At 68.4% G+C, this 15,880-nt stretch carries 18 protein-coding genes; 7 read left to right on the forward strand and 11 right to left on the reverse strand.

Features of this window, described 5'->3' with window-relative positions; translation table 11 throughout:
- Positions 1 to 3,362, reverse strand: a 3,362-nt coding sequence (locus tag IT40_RS27055) for a calcium-binding protein (protein ID WP_052096268.1), incomplete at its 3' end; no start/stop codon positions are given.
- A 187-nt stretch (positions 3,363 to 3,549) separates the two neighbouring features.
- On the opposite strand from IT40_RS27055, the gene rfbC reads away from it, so the two are divergent.
- The 5 genes from rfbC to IT40_RS24080 all read left to right on the forward strand — a co-directional run bounded on the left by rfbC (position 3,550) and on the right by IT40_RS24080 (position 8,157).
- Positions 3,550 to 4,131, forward strand: coding sequence for a dTDP-4-dehydrorhamnose 3,5-epimerase (gene rfbC / locus IT40_RS24060; RefSeq protein WP_036760464.1), 582 nt, complete (start codon positions 3,550 to 3,552; stop codon positions 4,129 to 4,131).
- Positions 4,128 to 5,165: a dTDP-glucose 4,6-dehydratase gene (rfbB, locus tag IT40_RS24065; RefSeq protein ID WP_036760465.1), complete on the forward strand. Its 1,038-nt coding sequence runs from the start codon at positions 4,128 to 4,130 to the stop codon at positions 5,163 to 5,165. The genes rfbC and rfbB overlap by 4 nt, the downstream gene beginning before the upstream one ends.
- Entirely contained in the window at positions 5,162 to 6,013 is an 852-nt protein-coding gene (gene rfbD / locus IT40_RS24070; protein ID WP_036760467.1) for a dTDP-4-dehydrorhamnose reductase, read from the forward strand. The genes rfbB and rfbD overlap by 4 nt, the downstream gene beginning before the upstream one ends.
- Positions 6,010 to 6,912: a glucose-1-phosphate thymidylyltransferase RfbA gene (gene rfbA / locus IT40_RS24075; RefSeq protein ID WP_036760470.1), complete on the forward strand. Its 903-nt coding sequence runs from the start codon at positions 6,010 to 6,012 to the stop codon at positions 6,910 to 6,912. The genes rfbD and rfbA overlap by 4 nt, the downstream gene beginning before the upstream one ends.
- A 195-nt stretch (positions 6,913 to 7,107) precedes the next feature.
- Entirely contained in the window at positions 7,108 to 8,157 is a 1,050-nt protein-coding gene (locus tag IT40_RS24080) for a glycosyltransferase (protein ID WP_243700275.1), read from the forward strand.
- 209 nt (positions 8,158 to 8,366) lie between these two features.
- Here IT40_RS24080 and IT40_RS24085 read toward each other — a convergent pair whose 3' ends face one another.
- Genes IT40_RS24085 through IT40_RS24125 form a run of 9 tightly spaced genes read right to left on the reverse strand, consistent with a single transcriptional unit; the run spans position 8,367 to position 12,980 of the window.
- Entirely contained in the window at positions 8,367 to 8,912 is a 546-nt protein-coding gene (locus IT40_RS24085) for a hypothetical protein (protein WP_036760472.1), read from the reverse strand.
- Between the two features lie 12 nt (positions 8,913 to 8,924).
- Positions 8,925 to 9,677 (reverse strand): flagellar basal body L-ring protein FlgH, encoded by a 753-nt coding sequence (gene flgH / locus IT40_RS24090; RefSeq protein WP_052096269.1) that lies wholly within the window; start codon positions 9,675 to 9,677, stop codon positions 8,925 to 8,927.
- Between the two features lie 10 nt (positions 9,678 to 9,687).
- Complete coding sequence (gene flgA, locus IT40_RS24095) at positions 9,688 to 10,104, reverse strand: flagellar basal body P-ring formation chaperone FlgA (protein WP_036760474.1); 417 nt, start codon at positions 10,102 to 10,104, stop codon at positions 9,688 to 9,690.
- A complete protein-coding gene (gene flgG, locus IT40_RS24100) occupies positions 10,104 to 10,889 on the reverse strand; it encodes a flagellar basal-body rod protein FlgG (RefSeq protein ID WP_036760477.1) in 786 nt (261 codons plus the stop codon). Before flgG ends, flgA begins: the two co-directional genes overlap by 1 nt.
- A gap of 11 nt (positions 10,890 to 10,900) precedes the next feature.
- Complete coding sequence (locus IT40_RS24105; RefSeq protein ID WP_036760479.1) at positions 10,901 to 11,617, reverse strand: flagellar hook-basal body complex protein; 717 nt, start codon at positions 11,615 to 11,617, stop codon at positions 10,901 to 10,903.
- A 3-nt stretch (positions 11,618 to 11,620) separates the two neighbouring features.
- Positions 11,621 to 11,887, reverse strand: a complete 267-nt coding sequence (locus IT40_RS24110; protein ID WP_036760481.1) for a flagellar biosynthetic protein FliQ — start codon at positions 11,885 to 11,887, stop codon at positions 11,621 to 11,623.
- 9 nt (positions 11,888 to 11,896) lie between these two features.
- Entirely contained in the window at positions 11,897 to 12,175 is a 279-nt protein-coding gene (fliE, locus tag IT40_RS24115; RefSeq protein ID WP_036760483.1) for a flagellar hook-basal body complex protein FliE, read from the reverse strand.
- Between the two features lie 11 nt (positions 12,176 to 12,186).
- A complete protein-coding gene (gene flgC / locus IT40_RS24120) occupies positions 12,187 to 12,579 on the reverse strand; it encodes a flagellar basal body rod protein FlgC (protein ID WP_036760486.1) in 393 nt (130 codons plus the stop codon).
- An 11-nt stretch (positions 12,580 to 12,590) separates the two neighbouring features.
- Positions 12,591 to 12,980, reverse strand: a complete 390-nt coding sequence (locus IT40_RS24125; RefSeq protein WP_036760488.1) for a FlgB family protein — start codon at positions 12,978 to 12,980, stop codon at positions 12,591 to 12,593.
- Positions 12,981 to 13,088: 108 nt separating this feature from the next.
- On the opposite strand from IT40_RS24125, the gene IT40_RS24130 reads away from it, so the two are divergent.
- Positions 13,089 to 14,405 (forward strand): FliI/YscN family ATPase, encoded by a 1,317-nt coding sequence (locus tag IT40_RS24130; protein ID WP_036760490.1) that lies wholly within the window; start codon positions 13,089 to 13,091, stop codon positions 14,403 to 14,405.
- Positions 14,406 to 14,530: 125 nt separating this feature from the next.
- Positions 14,531 to 15,262, forward strand: a complete 732-nt coding sequence (locus tag IT40_RS24135; RefSeq protein WP_052096270.1) for a Crp/Fnr family transcriptional regulator — start codon at positions 14,531 to 14,533, stop codon at positions 15,260 to 15,262.
- 3 nt (positions 15,263 to 15,265) lie between these two features.
- On the opposite strand, the gene IT40_RS24140 is transcribed toward IT40_RS24135, so the two are convergent.
- Positions 15,266 to 15,880: extensin-like domain-containing protein (locus tag IT40_RS24140; RefSeq protein WP_052096271.1), on the reverse strand; the 615-nt coding region annotated here is incomplete at its 5' end.

A 15,880-nucleotide genomic window follows, 5' to 3' on the forward strand; every position in this document is an offset into this window, starting at 1 on the left:
GTCAACTCGGCCGTGCCATCGCCGTCCAGGTCGACCAGCAGCCGATGCGCGCCGGCCTGCGACCAGTCGGCGCGAACCTGCCCCAGCCCGGAAAAATCATCGGTGCCGATGAAGGTCAGACCCAGGCCAGAAAGGTCGATCCTGTCCTCGTTCGACTGGAAATCCAGGATGACATCGATGCTGCCGTCCAGATCCTCGGCGGCCGAGAACACGAACACATCGGCCCCAAGCCCACCGGCCAGCGTGTCGGAGCCCGCCCCGCTAGCAAGCGTGTCGCTGCCGTCGCCGCCCTGAAGCAGGTCGTCGCCCGCCCCACCGAACAGACTGTCATGGCCGGCCCCGCCGATCAGGGTGTCGTTGCCCTCACCGCCGAAAACGTCGTCGTTGCCTGGGCCGCCGTCGAGCAGGTCGGCGCCGAGATCGCCGAACAGGCTGTCATGGCCTGCCCCGCCAAGCAGCGTATCGTCTCCGTCGCCGCCATGGATCAGGTCGTGGCCTTCGTCGCCATGAAGTACATCCGCCCCTGCATCGCCGTAAAGCGTGTCATGGCCGGCCCCGCCGTTGAGCGTGTCATTGCCGTCGCCACCCCAAAGCATATCGTACCCATTGCCGCCGAGGAGCGTGTCGTTTCCCGATCCTCCTTCAAGGATGTCGTCGCCTGCATCGCCACGAAGCAGATCATTGCCGCCGTCGCCTCGCAGCGTATCGTTGCCATCGCCTCCATAGATGAGGTCGTCACCGTTTCCGCCCCAGAGCAGGTCGCTTCCGTCTCCGCCGTAGAGCAGGTCGTTTCCGTCGTCACCGCTTAGCGTGTCGTTTCCGACCTGGCCCCAGAGCGTATCGTCGCCCGCTCCCCCGACGAGGCTGTCGTTTCCGTCTCCGCCGAAGAGCAGGTCATCCCCCGCATCGCCACGAAGCAGATCATTGCCGCCGTCGCCTCGCAGCGTATCGTTGCCATCGCCTCCATAGATGAGGTCGTCACCGTTTCCGCCCCAGAGCAGGTCGCTTCCGTCTCCGCCGTAGAGCAGGTCGTTTCCGTCGTCGCCGCTTAGCGTGTCGTTTCCGAGCTGGCCCCAGAGCGTATCGTCGCCCGGCCCCCCGACGAGGCTGTCGTTTCCGTCTCCGCCGAAGAGCAGGTCGTTGCCTTCATGGCCGATGAGGGTGTCTTTGCCCGCATCACCTCGCAATGTGTCGCTGCCGGCGCCCCCGGCCAGGTTGTCATTGCCGTTTCCGCCCCAGAGCAGGTCGTTTCCGTTTCCGCCCCAGAGCAGGTCGTTTCCGTCTCCACCCCAGAGCAGGTCGTTTCCGTGGTCGCCGCTTAGCGTGTCGTTTCCGACCTGGCCCCATAGCGTATCGTCGCCCGGCCCCCCGACGAGGCTGTCGTTTCCGTTCCCACCGAAGAACAGGTCGTTGCCCTCATGGCCGATGAGGGTGTCGTTGCCGGCGTCGCCTCGCAATGTGTCGCTGCCGGCGCCCCCGGCCAGGTTGTCATTGCCGTTTCCGCCCCAGAGCAGGTCGTTTCCATCTCCGCCCCAGAGCAAGTCGTTTCCGTCGTCGCCGTAGAGCAGGTCGTTTCCGACCTGGCCCCAGAGCGTATCGTCGCCCGGCCCCCCGACGAGGCTGTCGTTTCCGTCTCCGCCGAAGAGCAGGTCGTTGCCTTCATGACCCATGAGCGTGTCGGCACCGGCCTCTGCCCTCAGCGTGTCGTTGCCCGCCCCGCCCTGGAGGTTGTCGTCCCCCGGTCCGCCCAGAAGCAGGTCGTTGCCGGCATGGCCGAAGACGTCCGAGCCGTTGCGGCTCGCGTTCAGCGTGTCGTTGCCCGCCGTGCCGGCCACCGTCGCGCGCATGTCGGGGGCCGCGTAATGCGCGATGGGGAAAAGCGAATTGTCAAAGGCGCTCGCCTGCAGCATCGTGTTGTCCCGCGTCATGACCCAGAGAACCGAATTTCCGTAAAATATCCTGATTCCATAGCTTTCCGACCGGAACCCCAGCTGCCCGACATTGCGGACCATGCCCAGGAAGGACAGGTCCAGCCGGTCCACCCCCGGCTCGAAATCGGTGATGGTGATCTTGCCGTTGACCTCGGCCGCCACGAAGATGTCCGCGCCGGCCCCGCCGGTCATCTGCACCGGGCTGCTGCCGGCGATCAGGATGTCGTCGCCGGCGCCGCCGTCCAGGCCGCGCGTCTCGGCGCTGGCCTGCATCATGTCGTTGCCCTCGGTTCCCGACTGCCAGCCTGCGCCGACCACCCGCGTCAGGCCGATCCCGCCCGGCTCGAAGACGAATTGCGTGATGCCGCTTTCCCGGCGCGACGAGGCGAAAAGCGCGATCTTGCCCTCGATCACCAGCGCCGAAAGCGCCGAGACATCGGCCAGCGCCCGGTCGTCGGTATCGACCAGCGTGGCCAGATGCATCAGCCGCCCCTCGGGCAGGACGGTGAAGACGCTGAGGCCGTCGTCGCCCCCGCCCACGAAGACGAAGGCGCGGCCGTCCAGGGTCGCGGTCGCAAGCGCGGTGGCGCCGGCAAAGCGGGTGCTGCGTTCGTCGATGATGTGATCGGCCGGCAGAAGCTCGCCCTCGTAGGTCAGGCGCATGGTGGTCAGGGACGAGCTTTGCGCCGCCGCGACCACCAGATAGGTCACGCCGCCCACCGCGACCGTGGCCAGGTGGCTGGGCTGGTCCATGCCAAGGCCGTGCCAGGACCACAGCATATGCGCCGTGCCGACCGAGCCGTCGGCATGGATCATCTGCACCGCGACGTAATTGCCCGTGGCCGAGGCCGAGATGAGGAAGCTGCGGTCGGCCAGCGTGGCCACCAGCATGTCGTCGATCTCGGTCCCCTGCGCGCCCGAGCCGAGCGGCAGCGCCGCCTGGGTGACATGGGCGATGGTGCCGTCCGCGGCCTGCCGCCAGATGTCGAAGGCGGTCTGCCCGTCGCGGGCCGAATACAGGAAATTGCCCTGCGTCGTCTGGAACTGGCCCAGCCGGATCACGTCGCCGGGCAGGCCGGCCGGCCCGGCCAGGGGCGCCTCGGCGCGAAACCCGCCCTGGTCGTCCAGCCGGATGCCGGCGCCCAGCGCATCGCGCAGCCCGGTGCCGAACAGCACCGGCCCGTCCTTCAGCGTGACGATGCTGGCGTCCGGGGTGCCGCCGTAGCCCAGCGAGGCGGCATGGGGCTGGGCGCCGATCATCTCGATCGGCAGGTCGGCCGTGGTGACGCGATAGGCCGCGATGCCGCCGCCGACATGGGTGATGCTGTAGAGCGCATGCCCGTCCGGCCCGGAAAAACTCCGCAGATTCGTGATGTTGGTCACGAAGGGGGCCTGGGGGCCGATATAGGTGGCAACGTGACGGTATCGCATCGCGGGCTTCGTTGGTGGCGGGGCTGGTTCCTGTCCCGACAAGGTGCCGAACCGGCCTGCGAAGTCACGCGCAATTCCCCGTGCATTTTAATCTCCGCAGGCATAGGTTCGGCGCCAGCGCGCCGCTTGCGCGCCTTTGGGAGTTCCTCCATACGCATCCTGCGCTAGGCAAATCTGGTAGAGACAGATGCAGATCCAAAAGACCTCGCTTCCGGGCGTCCTGGTCCTTGTTCCGCGGCGGTTCGGCGATGATCGCGGGTTCTTTTGCGAAAGCTGGAGCCGCAAGACCCTGCACGACGCGGGGCTGGACCTGCCGGAATTCGTGCAGGATAACCACTCGCTGTCGGCGGCGGCGGGCACCTTGCGGGGGCTGCATTTCCAGGCCCCGCCCCATGCCCAGGGCAAGCTGGTGCGCTGCGGGCGCGGGCGGCTTTTCGACGTGGCGGTCGATATCCGCAAGGGCAGTCCGACCTATGGCCAATGGACCGGCTGCGAGCTGTCCTTTGAAAACGGCCGACAGCTGTGGATACCGGCGGGCTTCCTGCACGGTTTCGTCACCCGCGAGCCGGACACGGAAATCCTGTATAAATGTACTGATTATTATGCGCCGGATTGCGACGGATCGGTGGTCTGGGACAGTATCGGCATCGACTGGGGCATCGCCGGCCGGCCGATCCTGTCGGCCAAGGACGCCGCCGCCCCGTCTTTGAACGAGTTCGACAGCCCTTTCACCTATGAAGGGCCTTTTGATTACGAGGCGAGATTATGAAGATTCTGGTTACCGGCGGCGCGGGCTTCATCGGTTCGGCGGTGGTCCGGCTGGCGGTGGCGCGGGGACATTCGGTGGTGAACCTCGATTCGCTGACCTATGCCGCCAATCCCGAAAACGTGGCCTCGGTTGCCGGCAGCCCGCTCTATGCCTTCGAGCGGGCCGATATCCGCGACCGTGCCGCGCTGGACCGCATCCTGGCCGCGCACCGGCCCGACGCCATCATGCACCTGGCCGCCGAAAGCCATGTGGACCGCTCGATCGACGGGCCGGGCGCCTTCATCGAGACCAACGTGACCGGCACCTACAACCTGCTCGAGGCGGCGCGCGCCTGGTGGACCGCGCAGGGCCGGCCCGAGGAGTTCCGTTTCCACCACATCTCGACCGACGAGGTCTTCGGCTCGCTGGGCGAGGCCGGGCAGTTCACCGAAGCCACGCCCTATGACCCGCGCAGCCCCTATTCGGCCTCGAAAGCCGCTTCGGACCACCTGGTCCGCGCCTGGCACGAGACCTATGGCCTGCCGGTGGTGCTGACCAATTGTTCCAACAATTACGGGCCGTTCCATTTCCCGGAAAAGCTGGTGCCGGTGGTGATCCTGAACGCGCTGCACGGCCGGCCGATCCCGGTCTACGGCGATGGCGGCAATATCCGCGACTGGCTTTACGTCGAGGATCACGCCGACGCGCTGCTGCTGGTCTTGGAAAAGGGCGTCATCGGCCGCAGCTACAACATCGGCGGCGAGAACGAGGCGAAGAACATCGACCTGGTGCGCACGATCTGCGCGCATATGGACCGGCTGCGCCCGGATGCCGCGCCGCATGACCGGCTGATCACCTTCGTCACCGACCGGCCCGGCCACGACCGGCGCTATGCCATCGATCCGACCCGCATCCGCGAGGAACTGGGCTGGCGGCCCTCGGTCACGGTCGAGGAAGGGCTGGCACGCACCGTCGAATGGTATCTGGAAAACGAGGACTGGTGGCGGCCGCTTCTGTCCCGCCAGGGTGTCGGCGAAAGGCTCGGCAGGGCATGAAGGGCCTGCTGGTCTTTGGCCGCAGCGGGCAGGTCGCGACCGAGCTTGCGCGGCTGGCGCCCGAGGCGCGCTTCCTGGGCCGCGATCGGGCCGACCTGGCCGATCCCGCGGCCTGCGCCGCGGCGATCCGCACCTCGGGCTGCGCGGCGGTGCTGAACGTGGCCGCCCATACCGCCGTGGACCGCGCCGAAGCCGAACCCGACCTGGCCCGCGCCGTCAATGCCGATGCGCCGGCCGCCATGGCGCGGGCGGCGGCGGAACTGGGCCTGCCCTTCCTGCATATCTCGACCGATTACGTCTTCGACGGCTCGGGCGAGCGGCCCTGGGTCGAAACCGACCCGACCGGCCCGCTGGGCGTCTATGGCGCCAGCAAGCTGGCCGGAGAGCAGGGCATCGCCGCCGCCGGCGGGCAATGGGCGGTTTTGCGCACCTCCTGGGTCTTTTCGGCCCATGGGGCGAATTTCGTCAAAACCATGCTGCGGCTGGGCGCCGAGCGCGAGGAATTGCGCGTCGTCGCCGACCAGCAGGGCGGCCCGACCCCGGCCGCCGACATCGCGGCCGCCTGCCTGGCCATGCTGGGCGCGATGCGCGGCGACGCCTCGCGCGGGGGGATCTATCACTTCGCGGGCAGCCCCGACACCAGCTGGGCCGGCTTTGCACGCGAGATCATGGCGCAGGCGGGCCTGTCCTGCCGCGTCAGCGACATTTCAACGACGGATTACCCCACCCCCGCCCGGCGCCCGGCCAATTCGCGCCTGAACTGCGCCGCCATTCAGCGGGATTTCGGCATCAGTCGCCCCGACTGGCGCGCCGGTCTCGCCAAGGTCTTGCAGGAGCTGAAACCATGACCCAATCCCAGACCCCACCCAGCCGCCGCAAGGGCATCATCCTGGCCGGCGGCTCGGGCACCCGGCTTTATCCGATCACCATGGGCGTGTCCAAGCAGCTGCTGCCGATCTATGACAAGCCGATGATCTATTACCCGATCACCGTGCTGATGCTGTCGGGCATCCGCGAGATCGCCATCATCACCACGCCCGAGGACCAGGACCAGTTCCGCCGCCTGCTGGGCGACGGCAGCCAATGGGGGCTCAGCTTCGACTACCTGGTGCAGCCTTTGCCCGACGGGCTGGCGCAGGCCTATCTTCTGGCCGAGGATTTCCTGGCGGGCGCGCCCTCGGCCATGGTGCTGGGCGACAATATCTTCTTCGGCCACGGCCTGCCCTTGCTGCTGGAGGCGGCGGACCGGCGGGACACGGGCGGCACGGTCTTCGGATACCAGGTTTCCGACCCCGAGCGCTATGGCGTGGTCGATTTCGACCAGGCGGGCCGGGCGCGCGCCATCGTCGAGAAACCGGCCCAGCCGCCGTCGAATTTCGCCGTCACCGGGCTTTATTTCCTGGACGGCACGGCGCCGCGGCGCGCGGCCGAGGTCCGTCCCTCGGACCGGGGCGAGCTGGAGATCACCACGCTTCTGGAAAGCTATCTGCACGACGGCCAGCTGAGCGTCGAGAAGATGGGCCGCGGCTTTGCCTGGCTGGATACCGGCACCCATGCCAGCCTGCTGGATGCGGGGAATTTCGTGCGCACGCTGGAAAACCGCCAGGGCCTGCAAACCGGCTGCCCCGAGGAGATCGCCTTCCAGGCCGGCTGGATTTCCGCCGATGAGCTGCGGGCCAGGGCCGGGCAATGCGCCAAGAATGCCTATGGCCGCTATCTGTTGCGCCTGCTGGGCGAGGCGGAATAGCTGGCCCGCGATCCCGAAGGCGCCTGTCCGGGGCAAAGCTTGCCGGGCAGGCCGCATGCCGCGGCGTTCGGATCGTTGCGCGGCTTGCCGCGGATCGGTCGCCTGCCGCCCAGGCCGCTGCTTTATCCCCGCCGCGTCTCTTGCTAAGAAGCCCCGGTTTTGCGCCCCTTCCGCCAGCCAACCCGTGAGCCCGTCTTGATCCAGCCTGATCCTTCCCCTCCGGTCGTCGCGGCGGTCGTCGTCACCTTCAACCGGCTGGCGCATCTGGAAAAGACGCTGACCCGCCTGCTGGCCGAGCCGCTCGATCACGTCGTGGTGGTCGAGAACGGCTCGACCGACGGCACGCGCGAATGGCTGGCCGGCCAGGACGACCCGCGGCTGCTCGTCATCGAGATGCCGCAGAACGGCGGCGGTGCGCTGGGGTTCGAGGTCGGAATGCGCGAGACCGGCCGCAGGCTGGACCCCGACTGGATGGTGCTGATGGACGATGACGCCCGCCCGGCGACCGGCGCCATCGTCCGGTTCCGGCAAGGCCTGGCCGAGGGCCGCTGGCCCGGCGCCGAGGCGCTGGCGGCGGCGGTGCGCTTTCCCGGCGGCCGGATCTGCGAGATGAACCGGCCGTGGGTCAACCCCTTCGGCGACCTGCCGGTTTTCCTGCGCGTGCTGGCAGGGGGCGGCCGGGCGGCGTTTCACATTCCTGACAGCGACTACGATGCGCAGGCGCCGCGGCCCCTGGACGGCACCTCCTTCGTCGGCTTCTTCGTGTCCCGCGCCGGGGTGGCCCGCGCCGGCTATCCCGATGGCCGGCTGTTCATCTATGGCGACGACGTTCTGTATTCGCTGGGGCTGACCCAGGCCGGCGGGCGGCTGCTTTTCGCCCCGGACCTGGAGTTCGAGCATGATTGCGCGACGCAGACGGCGGGGGCGATGCCCCGGCCGCTGTGGAAGGTGTATTACCTGCATCGCAACGCCTGGTTCGTCTATCGCCGGGTCGCGGGGCGGCTGTTCTTTCCGCCGCTGATGGCGCTGATGCTGCTGAAATGGCTGCGCAAGGGCCGCCTGCTGCCACCGGCCGAGCGGCGCATCTGCCGCCGGCTGATCCGCCTGGCGGTGCGGGACGCCTTTCGTGGCGAGCTGGGGCGAAGCCATGCCCAGATCATGGCCCTGGCCAATGGTGCCGGAACGGCCGCCGCACCGGCCAATGGCGCCGGCACCGGCCCGGCCGCCGCCGGCGACGAGCGCTGAGCCGCTCGGCTATCCGAAGCCGCTCTCCGGCCTCGACTTGGCGGATCCCGTGCCGTTGCGGGACCACTTGGCGGCCGAAAAATGCATTGCCCCGGCTGTCGTGGAAGGCATCGCCCGAGTGCAGGGGGCCAGAAGATGCGAAAACAGGCTGCCGGCTGGGCGCCCGCGTGATACGGTTCGGCCATGGCTGCCGGCCGGATTGCCGAGCCTTACTGGATCTGCTGGCCGATGTCCTCGATCAGGACGCGCCTGACATTCGGCCCCGCGGCTTTCCGGCCTGCCGCAAGCAGGGCCGCGCGCAGGCGTTGCATCGCCGGTTCGGCGGTGAAATTGCCGTCGAAGCCGCCGGTGTTCGCCTCGATCATCAGCGCGTTCAGCAAGGCGTCCCGCAGCCGATGTTCCTGCGCCTCGATCTCTGCGCGGGCCGAGGCGGGCATCTCGACGCTCAGCGACAGGATCATGATGGCCGAGGGCGTGCCGTTGCGCAGGATCGGCACGAAGAACTGGTTGGGAAAGGCGAACCAGTCGAGGCTGGCCCCGGTGTCGGCCGCCTCGCCGCCGCTGTCCTCGCCGCCGCCGCCCTCGCTGCCGTGGTCTGGGGCGGGATCGCCGGTCTCCGCCGCGCCCGGCTCGGCCGCCGTGGCGGCATCGCCCTGGGCAGGCTCGGCCGGTTTCGAGCCGCCCAGCATGTCGCCCCCGACCGCGCCGCCCAGGAAGGCCAGCAGGGGGACCAGGATAAGCAGGAGCTTTTTCACCGCGACCCCCTTTCAGTAAGGCAGGAGGATGTCGGCAAGCTGCTGGCCATAGCGCGGCTGCTGGACATCGCTGATCTGGCCGCGGCCGCCATAGGAGATGCGCGCGCCCGCGATCCGGTCATAGGCGATCTCGTTGCGCCGCCCGATGTCCGAGGGGCGCACGAAGCCGCTGACGGTCAGTTCGCGCACCTCGTAGTTCACCCGCACCTCCTGCGTGCCCTGGATGCGCAGCACGCCGTTGGCCAGCCGGTCCACCACGGTCGCCGCGACGCGCAGGGTCAGCTTGTCGCGGCGCGAGATATTGCCGCTGCCCTTGTAGCTCGAGGATGCCTTGGCCTCGGCCAGTTCCTCCATGCTGGCGCCTTCGGGCAGGATGCGGTCGATGCGCTGCGGCAGGCCCGCCAGCGAGGGGATGCCGACCTTGTCGGCCGAACTGCGGCTGCGCCCCGAACTGTTCTGGATTTCGGCGCTGTCGTCGATCTCGATCACCACGGTCAGGATGTCGCCGCGGTCCGAGGCACGCCGGTCCGCCACCAGCGAGTTCTGCGACACGCGCCAGAGCGAGGCCGTGCTGTCGGCCCTGTAGGGCAGTTCCTGCACGCCATGGCCCGACGAGGTCATGGCCTGGAACTCGACGCTGCTTTCGGGGGCGGTCATGTCGGGCACCTGCCCGATCTGCGTGACCCGGCCGCAGGCGGAAAGCGACAGGGCAAGGGCCAGGGCGCCGATCAGCGGGACGGGGCGGGGGAACATGTGCTTGGGCATGGGCTGCCTTTCAGTTTTGCCGGACGATGACCGTTCCGTCGGGGGCCACGCGCCCCGAGACGGTCACGCGCGAGGCGTTGTTCATGACGCGGATGACCTGCCCGGCGCTGCCGGCCGAAAGCGCGCGGCCCTCGGCCTCGATCCGCAGGGCGGCCTTTTCATAGGCGATGGTGACGATCTGGTTGCGCCCGACTAGGGTCGGCGCGGTCAGGGCCGAGGGGTCGATGCGGCGGCCCTGGTAGACCATGACGCGCAACTGCTGGCCCAGGACCGGCGCGAGATCCTCGATGCCGCCCTGCTGGTCCGGGACCAGCGTGACGTCGCCGGCCGCGATCACCGTGCCGGCAGGCAGCGTGCGGTTGGCCACCACCGATCCGGCCAGCACCCCTTGCGGCAGCAGCATCAGCAAAAGGACGAGGCCGCGCATCAGCGCACCTGCACCGTGGTGCCGAGCATCTGGTCCGCGGCGGTGATCACCTTGGAGTTCAGCTCGTAGCCGCGCTGCGCCTTGATCAGCTCGGCGATCTCGCGCACCGGATCGACCGAGCTTTCCTCGAGGAAGCCGGCGCGGATCGTGCCCAGCCCCTCTTGCCCCGGCGTGGCGACCTGGGCCGCGCCCGAGGCCGGGGTTTCCAGGAACATGTTCGAGCCGATCGCCTCGAGCCCCTTGGCGTTGACGAAATTGGCCAGCGTGATCTGGCCCAGGTTCTCGGGCTCGACCCGGTCGTCGAAATAGGCGAAGACCTGGCCGTCGGCATTGATCGCGATGCTGCGGGCGTCCTCGGGGATGGTGATGTCGGGAACCAGCGGATAGCCTTCCGAGGTGACGACCTGCCCCTCGGCCGAGCGTTTCAGGCTGCCGTCGCGGGTATAGGCCGAGATGCCCGACGGCATCGTGACCTCCAGGTAGCCGTTGCCGTCGATGGCGATGTCGAGGTCGCCGTTGGTCTGGACCGGGGTGCCCTGCGCCAGCATGACCGCCACGCTGGCCGGGCGCACGCCCAGGCCAAGCTGCACGCCCGCCGGGACCATGGTGCCGGTGGCGGCGGTCAGCGTGCCGGGCCGGGTGGCCTGCTGGTATTGCAGGTCGGCGAACTCTGCCCGCCGGGCATTGTAGCCCGTGGTGGACATGTTCGCGAGGTTGTTCGAGATGACATCGACGCGCATCTGTTGCGCGCTCATGCCCGATGCCGCGATTTGAAGTGCCCTCATGGCTTGTCCTTTCACCGGGTCAGCGAGGAGATGGTCTGGCGGATGCGCTGGTCTTCCTGGTCAAGGAAGCTCTGGCCCAGCTGATAGGCGCGCTGGACCTCGATCATGCGGGCGACCTCCAGCACCGGATCCACGTTGGATTCCTCTAGGAAGCCCTGGCGCAGCACCGCCTGGTCCAGCGGCTCGACCGCGCCGCCGGGGTCGAAGAGCGTGCCTGCCGTATGGCGCAGCCTTGCCGGGTCGGGGCTGGCGAAGACGCCGATCCGACCGATCGGGTTGCCGTCGGCCGAGATGGTGCCGTCGATGCCGATCCCGACGCTGCCGACCCCGGCCGGGATCACGATCGGGGCCTCGCCGTCGTCGAGCAGCGGGTAGCCGTCGGGGTTGACCAGCTCGCCTTCGGCATTGGTCATGAAGGCGCCGGCGCGGGTCAGGCGGTTGCCCTGCGGGGTCTGGACCATCAGGAAGCCCTCGCCGTCGATGGCCAGGTCGAACTGGCCGTTGGTCTGGGTCATGCCGCCGGGGGCAAGATCGACCATGCGGCCGCGGCCATTGGCCATGGCAAGGGTTTCGCCGCGCCCGTCCAGCGGCACCATGTATTCCGAGAACACCACGCCCTCGCGCCGGAAGCCGGCGGTATTGGCGTTGGCGATGTTGTTGGCGACGGTGCGCATTTCGCGCATCAGGCCGGATTGCCGGGTCAGGGCGGCATAGATCGCGTTGTCCATGGCCTATGACCCCGCGATCTGCGGCAGGATCTGGTCGGTGAAGAAACTGGTCAGCGTCGCTGTCATGAAGCTCATGCTGACCCAGAACACCACCAGCATCAGGCCGATCTTGGGCACGAAGGTCAGCGTCATCTCCTGCACCGAGGTCAGCGCCTGGAACAGGCCGATCACGACGCCGGCGACCAGGGCCACGATCAGAAGCGGCGCCGACATGCGCACCGCGATCCACAGCGCCTGCCGGGTCAGGTCGAAGATCAGGTTCTCGTCCATGATTGCCCCTCAGACCGGCATGCGCAGGATTTCCTGGTAGGCCTCGACCACCTTGTCGCGGATGGCCACCACGGTCTCGAGCGCGATCTCGGCCTGGGCGATGCTGTGGACCAGCTCATGCGTCTCGGTCTTGCCGGTCATGGCGCCGGTGGCGGCGAGGTCGACCTGCTCCATCACGCGGGCGAAATCCGCCGCGGCGTTGGTCACGCCCTGCGGCAGCCCCTCGGCCGGGGCGACGGCATGGCGGGCACGGTCATAGGCGGTTGCGGCGATTGTCGGTGAAATCATGGCATGTCCCCTTAGCGGCGGATCAGATCCAGCAGCGAACTGCCCATCTGGCGGGATTGTTCAAAGACGCGCAGATTGGCCTCGTAGCTGCGGCTGGCCTCTTTGGCGTCGGCAATTTCGACGATCAGGTCCACGTTGGAGCCCGCGTAATAGCCTTCGTCGTCGGCCATCGGATGCGCGGGGTCGTAGACGCGCGGCAATTCGCGCCGGTCCAGCCGGGTCGGTCCTGCGCTGACCGCGCCGGTCGGGCGGCCGAAATCGACCTGTTCCTGGAACGCCACCAGCTTGCGGCGATAGCCGGGGGTGTCGGCATTGGCGATGTTTTCCGAAATATGGCGCAGGCGCACGGCCTGGGATTTCATCCCCGACACGGCCAGCTCGGTGGCGGAAAGCGGCTGGGTCATGATCGCCCCCCTCAGCTGCGGCGGCCAAGGCTGGTGCGGACCAGCGAAAGCGAGGATTTGGTCACCGCCAGCGACAGGTCGAACTGGCGCTTGGCGGCCGCGCTGCGAAACATCTCGTCCTCGAGCGAGACGGAGTTGCCGTTGGGCGCGGGCTCGCCGCCGGCATCGGCGACGCGCGCGGAGCCTGCGCCCCAGCCGGCCCCCGACAGATGGCCCGGCCGCGAGGCGCGCATCCCCATGGCCCCCTGGCTGCGATAGGTCTCGGCAAAGCCGGCAAGATCGCGTGACTGGAAGCCGGGCGTGTCGGCATTGGCGACGTTCCGGGCGATCAGCTTCTGCCGTTCGGCGGCATGGGCCGTCAGCGAACTGGCCATGCGCAGGGTGTCGATACGGTCAAACATCGAGGCTTCTCCTCAGGTTCCGATAAACCCGGTCTTAACCTCGACTGGTTTAGAAACCCTTTCGAGGCAGGGGCGCCGGCCGGAAAAAGCGAGGACGAAATGGATAAAATGCAATCTATCGCGACGCGGATACGGCGGGTCCGCCTGAGCCGGCATGTCGGCCAAGTCAGCGCGATCCAGGCCGGGGTGATCCTGGCGGGCGGGTTGAACAGCCACGCGTCCCTGGGTGATCGCGTCGTCTTTTCAATGCGTTCCGGCGAAAACCTGAGCGGCGAGGTCATTGCGCTGCATTCCGACCAGGCGGCGATCCTGCCCGAGGGGCCGATGGACGGGCTGTCGATCGGCACGCGGGTCGAACTGGTCTTTGCGCCCATGCTGGCGCCGGCGAATGCCTGGATCGGGCGAATCATCGACCCTTTCGGCAGGCCGCTCGACGGCCGCCCCCTGGTCGCAGGCGGCGAGGAGCGCGGCTTTCGTCCCGCCCCGCCGCCGGCCGCGCTGCGCAACCGGCTGGGCGGGCGGCTGGATACCGGGCTTGCGGTCTTCGACACGCTGCTGCCCCTGGTGCGCGGCCAGCGGATGGGGCTGTTTGCGGGCTCGGGCGTGGGCAAGTCCACGCTGCTTTCGGCCCTGGCCAAGGGGGTTTCGGCCGATGTGGTGGTGATCGCGCTGGTCGGCGAGCGCGGGCGCGAACTGCGCGAATTCGTCGAGGAGACGCTGGGCAAGGAAGGGATGGCGCGCGCGGTGGTGGTCGCGGCGACCTCGGACCAGTCGCCGCTGATGCGGCGGCGCTGCGCCTGGGCGGCGATGACGGTGGCCGAGCATTTCCGCGACCAGGGCCGGCATGTGCTGTTCCTGGCCGATTCGATCACCCGCTTTGCCGAGGCGCATCGGGAAATTGCCTTGGCGGCGGGGGAAAGCCCCAGCTATCGCGGCTTTCCGCCCTCGACCTCGCATCTGATCATGTCGCTGGCCGAGCGTTCCGGGCCGGGCCCCGAGGGGGCGGGCGACATCACCGCGATCTTCAGCGTGCTGGTCGCCGGTTCGGACATGGAAGAGCCGGTGGCCGACATCCTGCGCGGGGTGCTGGACGGCCATGTCGTGCTGGACCGCGCCATCGCCGAGCGCGGGCGGTTCCCGGCGGTGGACGTGCTGCGCTCGGTCTCGCGGTCGCTGCCGCAGGCGGCAAGTGCGGCCGAGAACGCGCTGATCGCGCGGGCGCGGGCGACGCTGGGCACCTATACCGAATCCGAGCTGATGATCCGCGCCGGGCTTTATGCGCCGGGCTCGGACCCCAGGCTGGACGAGGCGGTGCGGCTTTACCCGGCCCTGGACGCCTTCTTCACCCGGCAAGGCGCCGATGCGACGCAAAGCTTCGCGCTTTTGGCCGAGGCTTTGGGCGTTGCGGCGCCGAAACCGGGCTGAACGCGAAAGAAGTCTATGAATCCGGCGGGGTTATGGCATGATTGATGAATGTTAACCGGAGTCCCGAGGTCATTGCGCAGCCCGCGGCGCGTTGACAATCTCCTGCGGTCGAGCCGAGGAGCGTCATGGCCATCACCGAATATTTCGTCCGATATTTGCAAAGACGAGACCTGCTTTCCGAATGCGATATTGCCTGCCTGCGCGCGATTCCGACCCAGCATGCCTGTTTTCGCCCCGGCGAGGTGATCGTGCCGCGCGGGCGGATGGCCACGCGCAGCTGCATGATGCTGCGCGGCATGTCGGCCCGCCAGCACGAGCTGGTCGGCCGTCCGGGCGAGCGGGTGATCACCGCCCTGCACGTTCCGGGGGATTTCGTGGACCTGCACGCCTTCGTGCTGGCCGGGCTGGAACATGACGTGATCTCGGTCGGGGAATCCGAGGTCGAATTCGTCGATCACGTCGAGCTGCGGCAGATCACCCAGAACTTTCCGCATCTGACCCGGCTCTTGTGGATGTCCACCGCGATCGACGCGGCGATCCACCGGCAATGGCTGGTCGCGGCGGCCTCGCTGCGCTCCAGCGCGCATCTGGCCCATCTTCTGTGCGAGCTTTACACGCGGCTGGCCAGCGTGGGCGCGGCGCAGGACCACCGCTTCGTGCTGCCGCTGCTGCAAAAGGAACTGGCCGACATCCTCGGCTATACGCCGATCCATGTGAACCGCGCCGTGCGCGACCTGCGCGCGGACGGGCTGATCCGCTGGAACGGCGCCGAGGTCGAGATTCTCGACTGGCAAAGGCTGGCGCGGCTGGCGCGGTTCGATCCCGAATATCTGGAGCTGGGCCGGGCCCGGCGCTAGGCCCTATTGGCACAGCCGGAAGCCGCCGCGCCGGGCCTTGATGTCCAGGTGCAGGTGGTCGTCATGCGCCGCATTGGCGCCGGGGCCGAGGACGGTGGTGAAATGCAGGCAGGCGGTGCCGCGTGCTGCGCGCTGGAATGCCTCCTGCAAGTCGCCGTTGTCCTGGCGCGGGCCGATCTCGATGCGGGAGCCGTCGTCGAAACGAAAGGCGGCGATGTCGAAGGCGTTGCCGAAGGCATGTTCGGACAGGTTCTCGCCCGCGGTCCCGACGGTCGCCCGGCATTGATAGGTCGAGCCCGGCTCCAGCGCCACCAGCCGCGGCTGGCCCGGCAGCAGCGCCGCGGCGGGGCGGACGAAATCGCGCAGCCAATGCGCCAGGTGCCGCGCCAGGTCGCAGCGCATGGGCGCGCCGCCCGGAATCTCGATCCCCGGCAGGGGCTGGCGCAGCAAGACCGGCCGGTCGATGCCGCAATCGCGCTGATCGGGGTCGAGGATCGGCGGCGCCTCGCTGTAATCGGCGCCCAGCAGCGTCAGCTCCAGCAGGCAGGCGGAATGGTCGAAGTCGCTTTCGCGCAGGGTCGCATGAACCGGCGGGCCGGTCGGGACAGGGGCTGCGGG

This window comes from Paracoccus versutus (genome assembly GCF_000763885.1).
In the GTDB taxonomy this organism is placed as follows: Bacteria; Pseudomonadota; Alphaproteobacteria; order Rhodobacterales; family Rhodobacteraceae; genus Paracoccus; species Paracoccus versutus.